We start from the raw sequence: 13,782 nt of genomic DNA, 5'->3' as shown, positions 1-13,782 counted from the left end.
GGTTCGAACTCCTTCAGCCTTTAAGGCCAAGTTTCAGAGCCTCATGCCCAGAAGAGGTTACAAACGAGCCATCATCGCCATTGCCCACAAGATCCTGCGCACCATTTTCTACATGATCTCGAGAAACGAGCCCTATCGAGACAGCACCGTAGACTACGAAGCCTTGTATGTTAAACGCAACGCCCCACGTTGGATTAGGATGCTGGTAAAGTTCGGATACATCGCACAACCCCAAAACCCATCTTAGACCAGAGGGGAACGGGAAACGTTGCCGGGGGGTGGATAGCTGGTGCCCCCCGACCGTATCTTTCATATTAATGGTCATGGTCCCCCTTGCGCCCCCCGCACAGATGAAAGATGTCGTCAAGGGAGAGTCCTTTCTCTAGGAGCCGGCTTGCCGACGATCCCAATCGCGGCCAAGGCCGCTCCTACAAGGGATCGAAAACACAATTCTTTCATATTAATGAAGCGATTTTTGGCCCTATTCTTCCTATCTCCGCTCGATGAGCGGGCGGGGATAACCCCCGGCCCTACGCAACGGGTTCATCTGCCATCGTTGGGGCGGGCTTTGGGCCCGCCCCAGCAAACAACCAATGATTGCAGGCCGTTCCAGTCACTGGCGCCCGAGGGCCCGATCCAACTCCGCGCGGGCCAGGTGCCAGCCGTAATGGGCACCGTAGTAGTTGGCTTCCGCCTGGGTGAGATACGCCCGGGCGTCCAGGACCTCGGTGGAGGTGGTCACCTGCTGGCGGTACTGGAGGCGCGTGATGCGAAGATTCTCCCGGGCTTGTTCCAGGGCCGCCACAGCCGTTTCCACGTTGGCCTGGGCCACCTCCAAATCGGCCACAGCCGCCTTCACCTCCAGGCGCACACTCTCTTCGATGTCCGCCAGACGCTCCGCGAGGCTCTTGGCCGTCGCTTTTTGTCGCCGGACGGCCGCCCGCGTCCTTCCCCATTCGAAGAAAGGCCATTCCAAGCGAACGCCTAGCGCGGTGGTGTCGGGATTCTGGTAGTCGTTCTCCTCACCCAGCGGATCCTTGCCACTTCGTTCCAGGCGCCCCACCAGAAAGATCTTGGGATACAACTCGCTGGCCGCCAGCCGCACCCCCTCCCGGGCCTGCTCCACGGCCAGCCTCAGCACACGCAGCTCCGGCCGTTGGCGCACCGCTTCCTCCATGAGCGCCTCCAAGGGGTACGAGCCGGGAGAAAAGCGCACCACGTCGGCCACCCGCGTGGGTGCATTGAGCGGGCGGCCCAGCAGGCGATTAAGATCCGCCGTGGCCACTTCCACATCCTTTGCGCGCCGAACCTTGGTCTGGCGCGCTTGGGCCAGGGCCACCCGGGATTTCAGAACGTCATTGAAAGGGATCAGGCCCTGTTCGTAGAATTTCTCGGCATCCCGAAGATGGGCCGCCAGTTGGGTTTCCTCCTCGGAGGCCACTTCCAGGAATCTCTGGGCCAGAAGAACGCGGAAATAGGCCGTCTTCACCCTCTTGGACACGTCCAGGACCGCTTGCTCCCTATGAACCTCGGAGCGGGCCAGGTCCAGGGCGGCAATCTTCTTTTTCGTCACCAGAGCGAACCCCGTAAAGAGCGGCTGGGAGACCGTCAGATCCCAGCTGAATTGGTTCCGGTGGCCCACTTCCACTTCCTGATTTCCCAGGCCGGTCTTGAAGATGGCGTAGGGGTTGTCCTCCAGGCGAAAGTATTCGTAGTGGGCGGAGAAGGTGGGAAGAAGAGCTGCTTTCGCCTCCTTGAGGCCCTCCGCCGCGGCCCGCTCCAGTTCCCGGGCTTCCTTGATAAGATGGTCGTTGGAAAGCGCCTCCCGGAGGGCATCCTGAAGGGTCAGAACCTCCCCGGACGTCTCCGCCAGGCAGTCGGTGCCGAGGCCCAGACAGGCCGCCATGGCTAGCACCACAGCCCACAGCGCCTTCACGGCGCAGAGCCGTCTCCACATTCGTCCCGCTCCTTTCCGGTCCGTTTCCCGCCAAGACCGTACAGATACATCAAGGATCACGGCTTTTTCTCCCACGACACCCCTCCATCCTTCCCGAGACCGCGGCGACAGACTCCCCGACACCATGCATGCCCGAATGGATTGATTCTTTCGGCGGTTGGACTGAGCCGTCCCATTGGGATCATGTGCATGGGCATTCCTTCGCGGTTCCCATCCCATGAACGGGCGCCAAAGCCCCCCTCAGGAACACCTCTTCCGCTACGGCACCGTAGTCCTCCGGACGGCACCCCTCGCCCTCCTCTATGCACTTAAGTAAGAAAGCGCACAAGAGTCCGTCCAGAGCCACCGCCAGATCTTCTGCATCCATATCACCGCGAAAAAAGCCTTCCCTTTGCCCATTCTCCAGAACATCCGACAAAAGGCGCAGAATCCTTCGGTCCCGAGCCCGAACCTCCTCGTCGAATCCGGCCTTGAAGTTGAGAGCCGTCCCCCGGGTGAGCGTCAGATAAAGGCGGATGACGGGCGCGTTTTCTTCCACCACACGGGCGCACGCCGTGATGAAAGCCCGGATCCTTTCCAGGGCGTTCCCCGGCCCCCGCAGGGCACCTCCCGCCGCCGCCTCGAACCGGTCCGCCACCTCCACGATGATGGCCCGGTAGATGTCTTCCTTGTTCTTGAAGAGATTGTAGAGGGTTCCCACGGAAAACTCCGCCTTTTCGGCGATCTCCCGCATGGACACCCGGTGATAGCCCTTTTCGGAAAAGAGCCGGAGGGCCACCTGGAGGACTTCCGTGCGGTACCGCAACGCCTCCCGTTGGCGCCGGCTCGGACTCTTTTCAGCCATGGCCTCCTTCTCCCCGCAACCCCGATGGCTTCCACCGGGGAGATCCACGGAACCTTCCTTCGCCGCTGAACATGCGATCATAATTTGAACGATTGTTCATGGCCTGTCAAACCCTTTTCCCGCCTTTTGCTTTGACCTTTTCCGTCTCCATTGGCTAAAAGGCTCTTCGGACCCCCATGCCAGAGGAGGTGAGGAAAGTGGACAAACCGGGTCGGGTCGTCCTGGTGGATTTGACCCAAGGGGAAACGATCAGCCTCCCTTACTCGCCCACCTGGACCCGAGCTTATCTGGCCGGACGAGGTATCAATATCCGTCTTCTCATGGAGCACACCCGGCCCGGCACGGACCCTCTGGATCCGGACAGCGAGCTGATCCTTTCCTGCGGGCTCCTTACGGGCACTGCGGCCCCGGCGTCTTCGCGCCTTCACCTGAGCGCCCCGTCGCCCCTCACCGGTCTTCTGGGAAGTTCCAGCGTGGGAGGGCATTTCGGAGCCCATCTGCGCCACCACGGCATCCAGACCCTCATCCTCCGCGGCAAGAGCCCTCGGCCCGCCCTCCTTCGGATCGGAAGGAGCGGTGTGCGGATCGAATCCGCTGAGGACTTGTGGGGACTCGATACGTTCGAGGCCCACAGGGCGCTCCTGGGCGGCAGGAATCGACCGGGTGCGGAAGCGTTGGTCATCGGGCCGGCCGGTGAGAGAACCGTCCCCATGGCCTGCATCATGAGCGGCGCCGATCATGCGGCGGGCCGAACCGGCCTGGGGGCCGTCATGGGATTCAAGAACCTCAAGGCCGTGGTGGTGGAAGCGCCGGACGATCCCGTACGGTTCCCGCGCGCCGCGCAGGAAGCCGCCTCCCGCTACGTTCGCCTCATTCGCCAGTCCCCTGAATACAGCGCCTTCTCGACGCACGGCAGCGTGGGTTATGTGGGCTGGTGCGACGAACGGGGTCTTCTGGCCACCCGCAATTTTCAGGAAAACCGATTTGCCGGCGTTCAGGCCTTCGATCCCCAACGATGGGCGCCTCTCACCGCCCGGCGAAAAACCTGTTACCGCTGCCCGGTCCATTGCAAGGCGGAACTCCGCCTACCCCGGGAAGATGGCGGCGATTTGGAACCTCTGGCACGCCCCGAATTCGAAACGGCCATCGCCCTCGGACCCAAGTGCGGGCTGGCCGACCCCGAAGAAGTGGTTCGGTTGCATAACCTCTGTTCCCGCTTGGGGCTGGACGCCATATCTGCAGGGACGGCCGTCGCCTTTGCCATGGATCTTTTCGAACGGGGCCTGTTGACCCGGGAGGACACGGACGGTCTGGATCTTCGATGGGGGGATCCGGCCGTCCTGGAAACGCTCCTGTACGATATGGCGTGGGGCCGGGGCCTCGGGGCGGTGCTCGGCCAGGGTGTTCATCGGGCCGCCGCGGTCATCGGCCGCGGCGCGGAGCGATACGCCCCCCAGGTGCACGGCCTTGAGATGCCCGCCTACCATCCCCGCAATTCCATGGCCACGGCCCTGGGCTACCTGGTTTCCACGCGGGGCGCTGATTTCACCAGCGTCTATGCCACGCCTGAATACCGTTGGTCCCCGGAGGAAGCCGCCCGGAAGGTGGGGACTCCGCAGGCCGTGGACCCGTTTCGCCCGGAAGGCAAGGCCGCTCTGGTGGCGCGGTCCATGGTGGTGAGCGCCGTGGTGGACGCCCTGGGACTGTGCAAGGTGCCCGTTCTCAGCCTCGCGGGGGGGTTCGACTTGGTGAGGGAAGCTGAACTGGTGCGGGCGCTCGCCGGCCTGGATCTGGAAGCCGGCGATCTGTTCGAAGCCGGCAAGAGAATCCTGGACTTGGAACAGCTTTATAATGTAGGACGCGGTCTGGACCCGACGGAGGGCAGCTTGCCGGAGATGGTCCGGCGCTTTCCGGGTCCGGACGGATCGCCATCGGATCTGAAGGACGTGCTGGAGCGCATGCGCCGAGACTTTTTCCAATGGATGGGCTGGTCGCCGCAAGGCATCCCTCAGCCTCCGGCCTTGCCCGAAGCGGCTTCTTGGATCTTAACGTGGACCCGACACCAGAAAGGACGGATGGATTCATGACACCGACCGGGGAGTTCCTACCTCGCCTGCAGTTTCTCAATGAAGAGCAAAAGAAGAACATCCATGGGGCCGCCCTGCGGGTCATGGAATCGGTGGGCATGGAAGTGCTCCAGGAGGAGGCCCGTTCGCTCCTTCTTCAAGCCGGGGCAAGGGAAGGGGAAGGAAGCCGTCTGTTCATCCCGGCTCCCCTGGTGGACAAAGCTCTGGAGACGGCCCCCAAGAACATCGCCGTCTATGACCGGGAAGGCGCCCACGTGATGGACCTGGGAGGACGTCGGGCCTATTTCGGGACCGGCTCGGACCTCATCTACAACCTGGATCCCGAATCGGGGGAACGCCATCCCTGCCGTTTGGATGACGTGGTCCGGGCGGCCCGACTTTGCGACGCCCTGAAAAATATCGACTTCATCATGTCCTTTGCCCATCCTTCGGAGATTTCCCCCCACGCCGCCTATCTCAAGAGTTTCGAAGCCATGGTCCTTTCGTGCCGAAAACCCATCGTTTGCACGGCGGAAGACCGCGGCGATCTGGCCGCCATGTGGCAGATCGGCTGCGCGGTGCGGGGCGGCGAACAGGCCCTTCGGGAAAAACCCTATCTGATTCACTACGCTGAACCCATCAGCCCCCTGACCCATCCGGTCCCCAGTCTCAATAAGCTCCTTTTTTGCGCCGACAAGGGCGTTCCCGCCATTTACTCGCCGGCTCCCATTGCCGGCTCCACGGCCCCCATGAGCATTGCGGGGCACGTGGTGCAGGGGCTCGCCGAATGCCTCACGGGACTGGTCATCCACCAGCTGAAAAACCCCGGCGCCCCGTTTCTCATGGGGATGGGCCCGGCGGTGCTGGACATGTCCACCAGCCAGTGTTCCTACAATGCTCCGGAATACTACATGGCCTACGGGGCCATGATCGAAATGAGCCATTATTTCGACCTGCCCAGCTGGGGCTATGCGGGCACCAGCGATTCCCAGGTCCCGGACGGCCAGGCCACCTACGAGGCGGGCCTTCTCACCTTCATCGCCACCTTTCTGGGCGCCAACCTGAACCACGATGTGGGTTACCTGGATTTCGGCCGTACCGGCTCCCTGGAAATGATCGTCCTGGTGGACGAGTTCATCGATCAGATCCGTCGCATGGCCCGGGGCATCCCTACGGACCCCGAACACCTGGCCGTGGACGCCATCGGCGACGTGGGCCCCGACGGGCATTTTCTGGTTCATCCCCATACCCTGAAACACCTGAGGGACACCCAGTGGAGGCCGAGGCTGATCTACCGGGGAAGCCACGAAAAGTGGGCCGGCGGAGGAAAAACCACCTTGCTGGATCGAGCCCGGGCCGAGGTTCGGAAAATCCTGACCAATCACGTTTCGCCTTCCGTCCCGGATTCGGTCCGGCTGGCGATTCAAAGGGTTACCGATGAGTTCCAGGAAACATGCAATGGGCGGTAGCGGAACGGCCGCGGTCGGTCCGCCGCGGGAGACACCCGTCACCCGGTTCCTGGACGATCGGCGCATCCCCTACCGCCGCATCGTGCACCCCACCCCGGCCTTGACCGCCCGGGACGTGGCCGAGCAGGCGGGCATCCACCCGGGCCAGGTGGTCAAGACCATGGCCCTTGCCAGCAAGGAGGGATCCTATGTGCTGGCGCTGGTACCCGGGGATCGGCGCCTGGACATCCAAGCCGTACGCCGAAGGACCGGGCACAGGCTCTCCCTCCTGCGCCCGGAGAAAATCCCGGAGGTCACGGGCTACCGGGTGGGGGCCGTGGCTCCGTTCGGCCTGAAGAGTCCTCCCCTTTGCATCGTGGCCGAGGAGGCCCTTTTCCAGTGGACGGAGCTCAACATCAGCTCGGGGCACCCGCTCTTGAGCTGCCAATTGGCCGCCGAGGGCCTCAAACCGTTTGTGGACGGGGGCATTTTTGCTCTGAGCCGCCCCGAGCCACAAAGTTCTTGACGCAGAGGGGGAATGGGGATATCTACCGACGCCCTTGGAAAAGATCGTCAACTGAACGACGGAGGTTTTTATGGATCTGGCGTGCTGGCTTCTGGCCGCTGCTGGACTGCTGCTTCTTGGGTGTTTGTGCAACCGATCGGTGGACAGAAAGTGAGGAGCTTCCCCATCTCTTGCGAACAAAACCGGAAAGACTTATCTACGAAGGAGTCAGTGAACATATTCGGTAGGTAGGGAGGAATGACCATCATGCAAAAGGACCTTCAAAGAGCCGTGGCCACGGCGGCCCCCCAGGCCATACCCAATCCCGTGAAGTGCAAAGAAGGCAAGGGCCTTCGGAACTTCGACTGCCTTTTCTACGACGATTGCCTGGACAAGGCCGCCAAGGGCATGTGGAGCGGCTTCACTTGCGAAAAGTGCGCCTACTACGAAGAATAAATTTCCTGCCTTTCTCTGTTTTGTGGATAAAGAAACCCGCCGTCGAGGCGGGTTTCTTTATGGGTTACGACACTTGATGCAACACCGGATCCAGGGCCGTCAGGGTCTCCAACGGAATGTGGCAGGCAATGAAGTGATTCTGGCCCGCGCGACGCCACGGAGGCGGCTCCTGCTCACAGAGGTGGCTTTCATTACCGAGCAGATCCCGTCGGGGACACCGGGTGTGAAAGCGGCATCCGGAGGGCGGGTCCAAAGGGCTGGGAACGTTTCCCCCCAGCCGAATTCGTTTCTGTCGCGCCGACGGATCCGGAATGGGAACCGCGGAAAGGAGGGCTTCCGTATAGGGGTGATAGGGAGGAGCATAGATGGCCTCGGCGGGTCCCCGCTCCACGATCTGCCCCAGGTACATCACGGCCACGTCATCGGAAAAGTACCTCACCACGCTGAGATCATGGGCGATGAAAAGAAGCGTGGTTCCCAGTTCCCGCTGTATTTCCATGAGCAGGTTGAGCACCGCGGCCTGGACGGAGACGTCCAGGGCCGAGACCGGCTCGTCGCAAAGGACCAAGTCCGGGCGACTGGCGAGGGCCCGGGCGATCCCCACCCGTTGCTTTTCCCCGCCGCTCAGTTGCCTGGGATAGCGGTCATAATATTCGGGACCCAGGCGCACGGCTTGGAGCAGTCGCACCACTTCGGCGCGCACCTGCCCTTTGGGGACGGTCCGGAACCGGCGAATCGGCCGGGCGATCTGTTTACCCACTGAATAGGAGGGATTGAGGGTGGCGTCCGGATTTTGAAAGACCATCTGGATTTCACGGATCACCTCCAGATCCCGATGGCGAACCGTCTTACCGATGTCCACGCCCAAGAACTCCAACCGTCCGCCGTTCAACTTTTCCAGGCCGATGATGGCCTTGAGCAGGCTGGACTTGCCGCAGCCCGACTCCCCCACGATGCCCAGGGTGCGGCCCCGAAAAACCGACAGGCTGACCCGGTCCACGGCCCGCACAAAGTCCTTGCCTCCCAGCCCGAAAAGTGACCTGAGACTCGTTTTTCTCTGTTCGTAGTAAACCCGCACATCCTGCATCTGCAGAAGGGGGTGATCCTCCTCCGGCGTTTCCATGTGAGCATCCGTCGGCCCGGAAGGACCCCCCCGCAGTTGGAGCGGCTTCTCGGTCAAATCCACCGCCAGGAGGCAGCGAGCTCCATGCCCCGGCCGCACATCCAGCCACGGTGGCTTTTGCTGCCGGCAGCTGTCCAGGGCATGTCGGCAACGGGGAGCGAACACACAGGCATCATCCGGTCGTTCCCACGGAGCGGGCACCCTGCCTGGAATCGGTTCCAGGGAAAACACCTTCTTGGTGCTCCCCAGCCGGGGCACACAGCCCAGGAGGCCTCGGGTATAGGGATGGGCCGCATGGGTGAAAACGGTCTCCATCGGTCCCTGTTCCACCACCTCCCCCGCGTACATGACACAGAGCTTGTCGCTCACCCGCGCCACCACCCCCAGGTTGTGCGTGATGAAAAGGATGCTCGTTCCGTATTCCTCCTTGAGATCTTCCACCAGATCCAAGACCGCCGCTTCCACGGTCACGTCCAGGGCGGTGGTCGGTTCGTCCATGATGAGCAGGGCCGGGCGGTTCAGCATGGCCATGGCGATGACCACCCGCTGCTGCTGCCCCCCCGACAGCTGGTGGGGATAGCGGGCCATGACCTGTTCCGGGTCCGGCATATACACGCGGCGCAGCATGGCCGCCGCCCGGTCTCGGGCTTCCGCTTTGGGCATCTGCCGATGGCAGGTGAGCACCTCCGCCAGCTGTTCCCCGATCCGCAGCGTGGGATTCAGGGCCGACATGGGATTTTGATACACCATGGAGATGCGGTTACCCCGCAATCGGTTCAGCTCCCGTCGGGAACGCCCCACCAGTTCGGAACCTTCGAACCGGATGCTCCCCGATACGATCCGGCCGTTGGAACCCAAAAAGTTCACGAGAGAAAAGGCCACGGTGGACTTGCCGCAGCCCGACTCCCCCACCAGGCCCAGCGTCTCACCCGGGCCGATGGAAAAAGAGACATCCTTGACGGCGGAAATCCATCCCTTGCGGGTCTTGTAGCTGACAAAGAGATGTTCGACCTCCAGGAGGCAGTCCTTGGAGGGGCTTGACGGGCTCATGATATGTGGCTCCATTTGCATCCGGCGAGCCGGGAACCTAACGATCATGGCGCAGCTCGCCACCTTGCACGGATGAAAGAGACGAGAAGAACCATTTGCGTCTATTCGCGTTCATTCGCGGTTCTCTTCCACTTTCACTCGAGCAGTTGCTTTTCGATGTCCAGCCTCGGGGGGGGCGAAAACCCGCCCCTACGCAAGGGATGGATCCCTTGGGTAGGGGCGGCGTTTACCCGCGCCACCATCTATCTCATTGGTACCTCATGGCTTCCTCCCGGAGACCGTCGGCCAGGAGATTGAGCCCCACGACCAAAGAGGCGATGGCCACCGACGGCCACAGGGCCGCCCAAGGGGAGCCCGCCAGAATGAATTCCCGGCCCTTGGCCACCATGGACCCCCAATCCGGGGACGGGGGCGGAAGGCCCAATCCGAGAAAACCCAACGTCCCCATGGCGAAGATGGCGTAACCCACCCGGAGCATGGCGTCGATGATGATGGGGCCTTTCGCGTTGGGAAGGATTTCCACGAACATGACGTACCAGGGGCTTTCGCCCCGCGTTTCCGCCGCCCGCACGTAGTCCCGGGTTCGGATGTCCAGGGTGAGCCCCCGCACCAGGCGGGCGATCCCCGGAGTGCCCACGATGGCGATGGCCAGCACCACATTGACCGCCGACGCCCCCATGGCGGCCACGAAGATCAGGTAGAGCAGGATGACGGGAACGGCCATCATAGCATCCAGCAGCCGCATCACCACCTCGTCGATCCACCCGCCCTTGTAGCCGCTGACCAGGCCCAGAAAGGCTCCGAGCGCCAGCGAAGCGGCCACTCCCCACAGAGCCGTACCTCCGGGAAGCCACAGGTCCTGGGACACGGGCAACACCACCAGCACAATGCGGGCCCCGTAAAGCAAGCGCGCCCACAAATCCCGCCCCAGTTCGTCCGTTCCCAGCGGGTGGGCCGCACTGGGGCCCTGGTTGGGGGCTTTCCAGTCTTGGTAGGTGGGGGAATAGGGCGTCAGCAGGGGGGCGAAAACCGCCGCCGACACCCAGAAAGCCACGATGAAAAAGCCGACCGTGGCCGTTCGGGAAGCGAAAATAAGCGAGAACGTTCTTCGAATTCCCAGGAAAAGCCTCCGGCCCGTCCGTCGGCTCGTCTTCCCTTGCGACGTCCCTTCTGCAACCTGCAACATGCCTCCCTCGCGCGCCCTTTCAGCGATAACGGATTCTCGGGTTCAGAAACGTATAGAGAATATCGGCGACGAGCTGGGTTCCCACCGCCGCCACCACCATGATCATGGCGCCGGCCTCCAGCGCGTTGATGTCCTTGTAAAGGGCCGAATCCAAAAGATACTTCCCCAAGCCCGGATAGCCGAAGACCACTTCCACCACCACGATGCCGCCCAAGAGCCAGTTGACATGGAGCATGATCACCGTGATGGGGGCGATCAGGGCGTTTCGCACGGCGTGCTTGAAGATGACCCGCCGGTAGGGAAGGCCCTTGATGAAGGCCGTGCGGATATAGGGCGAACGCATCACCTCCACCATGCTCGCCCGCGTGATGCGAAGGACATAACCCAGTTCGATCAGGGTCAGGGTGAGCACCGGCAGCACCAGCATGTCGGGCCGCTGCCAGGGGGCCTTCTCGCCGAACACCGTGGCCCCGGGCAACCAGCCCAACCAGAGGGCGAAGATGAGGATCAGAAAGATTCCCATGGCAAATTCGGGGATGACGGAAAAGACCATCCCGCCCACGGAAAGGGATCGATCCAGGGCGCTTCCTTCCCGGAGGCCGGCGGCGATGCCCAGGGCAAGTGCCAAGGGCATCACCACCGCAAAGGCGATTCCCGCCAACACCAGGGAGTTGCGAAGGCGAATGAAGAGGCTCTTGGCCACGGGGCGGCCGGTTCGCAGGGAAACGCCCGGATCCCCCCGCAGGAAACCCTTCTTCAAGGGAAGGTAGTCCATGGCTCCGCCGGACACTTCCTTCCAGCCGCTTCCCACCACGAAGACCCAGGCCTTGCGCTTGGTTCCCTTCTCCCAGAGCACCGCCCGGTTGTGGGCGTCCAATCCCCAGAAGTAGGAAGAACCGTCGGCGCGTTTCCTCCATCGGCCGTTGTCGGGAACTTCCTCCACCGCCCCGTCGGGTCGCCGGATCTGCGCGATCAGGTTGTCTCCGTCCAGCTTCCAGCGTACCAGGTTTCCATCCGGAAGCCGGGCCCACCACTCCACAAACCCCTTCTCGGTGACCAGGCGTTTGAGCGGCAATCCCACAAGCCGGCTCCCACGCCAATCGCTCCCCACCAGCCAGTGGAGATACCGAACGGGAGCCGGATCATCCAGTCCCAGTTGATTCAGGAAGGAGGCTTCCTGTTCCGGAGTAACGAAACTTCCCAGAACATTTCGAGCCACGTTACCCGGGGAGGCCTCGGTGATGAGGAAGACCGCCACCGACACCAGGAGCATGGTGAGCAGCAGAAGCAGCATGCGGCGAAGAATGAATACGAGCATCAGGACGTCCGTTTGCTCAGCCAGACCTCATGGGTCAGCAGGTAGTTGGTCGGATGGGCCTTGAGGTTGTGCACCCACTTTCGGGCACTGGTCCAAACGTTTCGCCAGTAGGAAATCCCCACGGGACCCCGCTCCATCATGATCTCTTCCAGGACGCAGAACACCTTCCGGCGTTCCTCCACGTCCAGGATGCCGCTGGCCTTGGCCACCAGGTCACAGAATTCCTTGTCCACCCATCGGGTTTCGTTCCAGGGCACCGGCTTGCCCTCGTCGTCCGCCACGTAGCCCAGATTCAAAACCATGGTTCCCAGCGGCCGGTGGGTCCACGGCGTGATTCCCAGGTCCACCTCGGTCCATTTTTCCCAGTACTGGCTGGCCGGCATGGTCTGGATGTGGATGCGAAATCCGGCGGGAGCCGCGTCTTCCTTCAGGATTTCAGCGTAGCGCACCACATCCGACCAGTCGCTTCCCACCGCCAGATTCACGTCCAGACCGTTCGGATACCCGGCTTGTTTGAGAAGCTCACGCGCCTTGTCCGGATCGTATTTCGGGATGGGCTTTTCGCAATATTCCGGATGCTTGGGATACACGTGGAAGTCCTGCCCCAAGAGTCCCTGGTTGTGGTAGGCGAGGGCCAGGATCTTTTCCCGGTTCTGGCACAACTTGAGGGCCTGGCGGACCCGATTGTCCGTCCAGGGCTTGATGTCCACGCGCATGCGCAAGACCCGGACCTGGCCCGTGGTTACGGGCAGCACGGTGATGTTGGGGTCATCTTTCAGAGCCAGAAAGATGTCGGTGCCGCCCATGTCCCCGGGGTCGATCACATCCACTTCCCCAGTCTTGATGGCCGCAATGTGGGGCGCCATCTCGCCGCCCATGTCGATGAACTCCATCCCGTCCAGGTAGGGCAGCGGCTTTCCGTCCGCTCCTTTTTGCCAATAGTCCGAACGGGCCTTGAGCACGCAGCGCTCCCCTTCCCGGTATTCCACCAGGGTGTAGGGGCCGGTTCCGTGAGGGTTCTTGATGAAGTCGCCTTCAAAAGTGCGGTGATTGAGGACCAGGGCCGGGTAGTGGAAAAGGTGCTCCGGGACGGCGATTTCCGGGCGCTTGAGATGCAGCCGCACCTGGTGGTCGTTCACCTTTTCGATTCCTGTGGGATCCAGGTAGCCGCTCAGGAGGCCCAACATGGAAGAGGCCACATCCTTGTTGAGCCACTGGTCGAGGGTAAAAACGACATCGTCGGCGGTGAACGGGTCGCCGTTGTTGAAGGTCACACCCTTGCGAAGATGCAGAGTCCATGTCTTGAGGTCTTCCGAGGCCTCCCACTTTTCCAACAGGTAGGGGTGGGTGATGTTGTCGCTGTCGGTGAGGGTCAGGTACTCGGCCACGTGGCGCAATTGGTTGGCCGGGGCGATCCAGGAAAACTGGGCGGGATGGGTCACTTTGTGCACCTGGCTGGACACCTTGAGGACCCCGCCCCGCCGGATGGACCCCGCCCACACTTCACGGGGCGAGACGAGGCCGGCCATGCGCCCGGCGGCCGTGGCCGAAAGCCCGAGCAGCGTGGCATAGCGGAGAAAGTCGCGACGGCTCAATCCGCCCCGTTCCATCTGGGCTTTCAGTTCGGGAATCAGTGGATGGTGTTTCTTGTCCGCCATGGTCCCCTCCTCTGTCCGTGGGTTGACGATTCCCTGTTTTTTTTACGAAGGGCAATGATTTCACTGCGAACGAGTCTACCAGTTTGTGTTTTTTGTTTCAACCAACCCCCCTCGTGATTCGTAATCCGTGATGAGTGATGAGTGATGAGTCATGAGTCATGAGTAATGAGT

Annotated in this window: 10 protein-coding genes and 1 pseudogene; 5 read left to right on the top strand and 6 right to left on the bottom strand. The window is 62.0% G+C overall.

The features are described from left to right. Positions 1-247 (top strand): annotated as a pseudogene (locus BUB04_RS19640) (IS110 family transposase); the annotation flags it as partial. 366 nt (positions 248-613) lie between these two features. Here the strand turns inward: BUB04_RS19640 and BUB04_RS15665 are convergent. Both BUB04_RS15665 and BUB04_RS15660 read right to left on the bottom strand, forming a co-directional pair. After that, the gene (locus tag BUB04_RS15665) at positions 614-1,957 is read right to left on the bottom strand and encodes a TolC family protein (protein WP_073041202.1); all 1,344 of its coding nucleotides are present in this window, start codon (positions 1,955-1,957) and stop codon (positions 614-616) included. A 181-nt stretch (positions 1,958-2,138) separates the two neighbouring features. Then, on the bottom strand, positions 2,139-2,801 hold the full coding sequence (locus tag BUB04_RS15660) for a TetR/AcrR family transcriptional regulator (protein WP_073041207.1): 663 nt from the start codon (positions 2,799-2,801) through the stop codon (positions 2,139-2,141). Positions 2,802-2,998: 197 nt separating this feature from the next. Between BUB04_RS15660 and BUB04_RS15655 the strand changes: the two genes are divergently transcribed. The 4 genes from BUB04_RS15655 (at position 2,999) to BUB04_RS15640 (ending at position 7,276) form a co-directional block, all read left to right on the top strand. Beyond that, the gene (locus BUB04_RS15655; protein WP_073041200.1) at positions 2,999-4,888 is read left to right on the top strand and encodes an aldehyde ferredoxin oxidoreductase family protein; all 1,890 of its coding nucleotides are present in this window, start codon (positions 2,999-3,001) and stop codon (positions 4,886-4,888) included. Further along, the gene (locus tag BUB04_RS15650) at positions 4,885-6,336 is read left to right on the top strand and encodes a trimethylamine methyltransferase family protein (RefSeq protein WP_073041198.1); all 1,452 of its coding nucleotides are present in this window, start codon (positions 4,885-4,887) and stop codon (positions 6,334-6,336) included. Before BUB04_RS15655 ends, BUB04_RS15650 begins: the two co-directional genes overlap by 4 nt. Beyond that, positions 6,326-6,841, top strand: coding sequence for an aminoacyl-tRNA deacylase (locus BUB04_RS15645; RefSeq protein WP_073041196.1), 516 nt, complete (start codon positions 6,326-6,328; stop codon positions 6,839-6,841). Before BUB04_RS15650 ends, BUB04_RS15645 begins: the two co-directional genes overlap by 11 nt. A 246-nt stretch (positions 6,842-7,087) precedes the next feature. Continuing rightward, positions 7,088-7,276 (top strand): hypothetical protein, encoded by a 189-nt coding sequence (locus BUB04_RS15640; RefSeq protein WP_143156520.1) that lies wholly within the window; start codon positions 7,088-7,090, stop codon positions 7,274-7,276. Positions 7,277-7,340: 64 nt separating this feature from the next. On the opposite strand, the gene BUB04_RS15635 is transcribed toward BUB04_RS15640, so the two are convergent. From BUB04_RS15635 to BUB04_RS15620, 4 genes are all read right to left on the bottom strand, one after another. Then, positions 7,341-9,449, bottom strand: a complete 2,109-nt coding sequence (locus BUB04_RS15635) for a dipeptide ABC transporter ATP-binding protein (protein WP_073041192.1) — start codon at positions 9,447-9,449, stop codon at positions 7,341-7,343. Positions 9,450-9,696: 247 nt separating this feature from the next. Beyond that, positions 9,697-10,635: an ABC transporter permease gene (locus BUB04_RS15630; protein ID WP_073041191.1), complete on the bottom strand. Its 939-nt coding sequence runs from the start codon at positions 10,633-10,635 to the stop codon at positions 9,697-9,699. Positions 10,636-10,654: 19 nt separating this feature from the next. Next, positions 10,655-11,953, bottom strand: a complete 1,299-nt coding sequence (locus BUB04_RS15625; RefSeq protein ID WP_073041189.1) for an ABC transporter permease — start codon at positions 11,951-11,953, stop codon at positions 10,655-10,657. Then, positions 11,953-13,611 (bottom strand): ABC transporter substrate-binding protein, encoded by a 1,659-nt coding sequence (locus tag BUB04_RS15620; protein ID WP_073041187.1) that lies wholly within the window; start codon positions 13,609-13,611, stop codon positions 11,953-11,955. The genes BUB04_RS15625 and BUB04_RS15620 overlap by 1 nt, the downstream gene beginning before the upstream one ends. Positions 13,612-13,782 lie beyond the last annotated feature (171 nt).

Origin of the sequence: Desulfacinum infernum DSM 9756, from assembly GCF_900129305.1 — a bacterium.
Taxonomy (GTDB): domain Bacteria; phylum Desulfobacterota; class Syntrophobacteria; order Syntrophobacterales; family DSM-9756; genus Desulfacinum; species Desulfacinum infernum.
The sequence above is the reverse complement of the archived record's forward strand: the minus strand, read 5'-3'. Positions and strand labels throughout refer to the sequence as shown.

Excerpts from the sequence above, each read along its gene's own strand:
- BUB04_RS15665 (WP_073041202.1), bottom strand. The coding sequence starts at position 1,957 with ATGTGGAGACGGCTCTGCGCCGTGAAGGCGCTGTGGGCTGTGGTGCTA.
- BUB04_RS15640 (WP_143156520.1), top strand. The coding sequence starts at position 7,088 with ATGCAAAAGGACCTTCAAAGAGCCGTGGCCACGGCGGCCCCCCAGGCC.
- BUB04_RS15650 (WP_073041198.1), top strand. The coding sequence starts at position 4,885 with ATGACACCGACCGGGGAGTTCCTACCTCGCCTGCAGTTTCTCAATGAA.
- BUB04_RS15620 (WP_073041187.1), bottom strand. The coding sequence starts at position 13,611 with ATGGCGGACAAGAAACACCATCCACTGATTCCCGAACTGAAAGCCCAG.
- BUB04_RS15630 (WP_073041191.1), bottom strand. The coding sequence starts at position 10,635 with ATGTTGCAGGTTGCAGAAGGGACGTCGCAAGGGAAGACGAGCCGACGG.
- BUB04_RS15645 (WP_073041196.1), top strand. The coding sequence starts at position 6,326 with ATGGGCGGTAGCGGAACGGCCGCGGTCGGTCCGCCGCGGGAGACACCC.
- BUB04_RS15660 (WP_073041207.1), bottom strand. The coding sequence starts at position 2,801 with ATGGCTGAAAAGAGTCCGAGCCGGCGCCAACGGGAGGCGTTGCGGTAC.
- BUB04_RS15625 (WP_073041189.1), bottom strand. The coding sequence starts at position 11,953 with ATGCTCGTATTCATTCTTCGCCGCATGCTGCTTCTGCTGCTCACCATG.
- BUB04_RS15635 (WP_073041192.1), bottom strand. The coding sequence starts at position 9,449 with ATGAGCCCGTCAAGCCCCTCCAAGGACTGCCTCCTGGAGGTCGAACAT.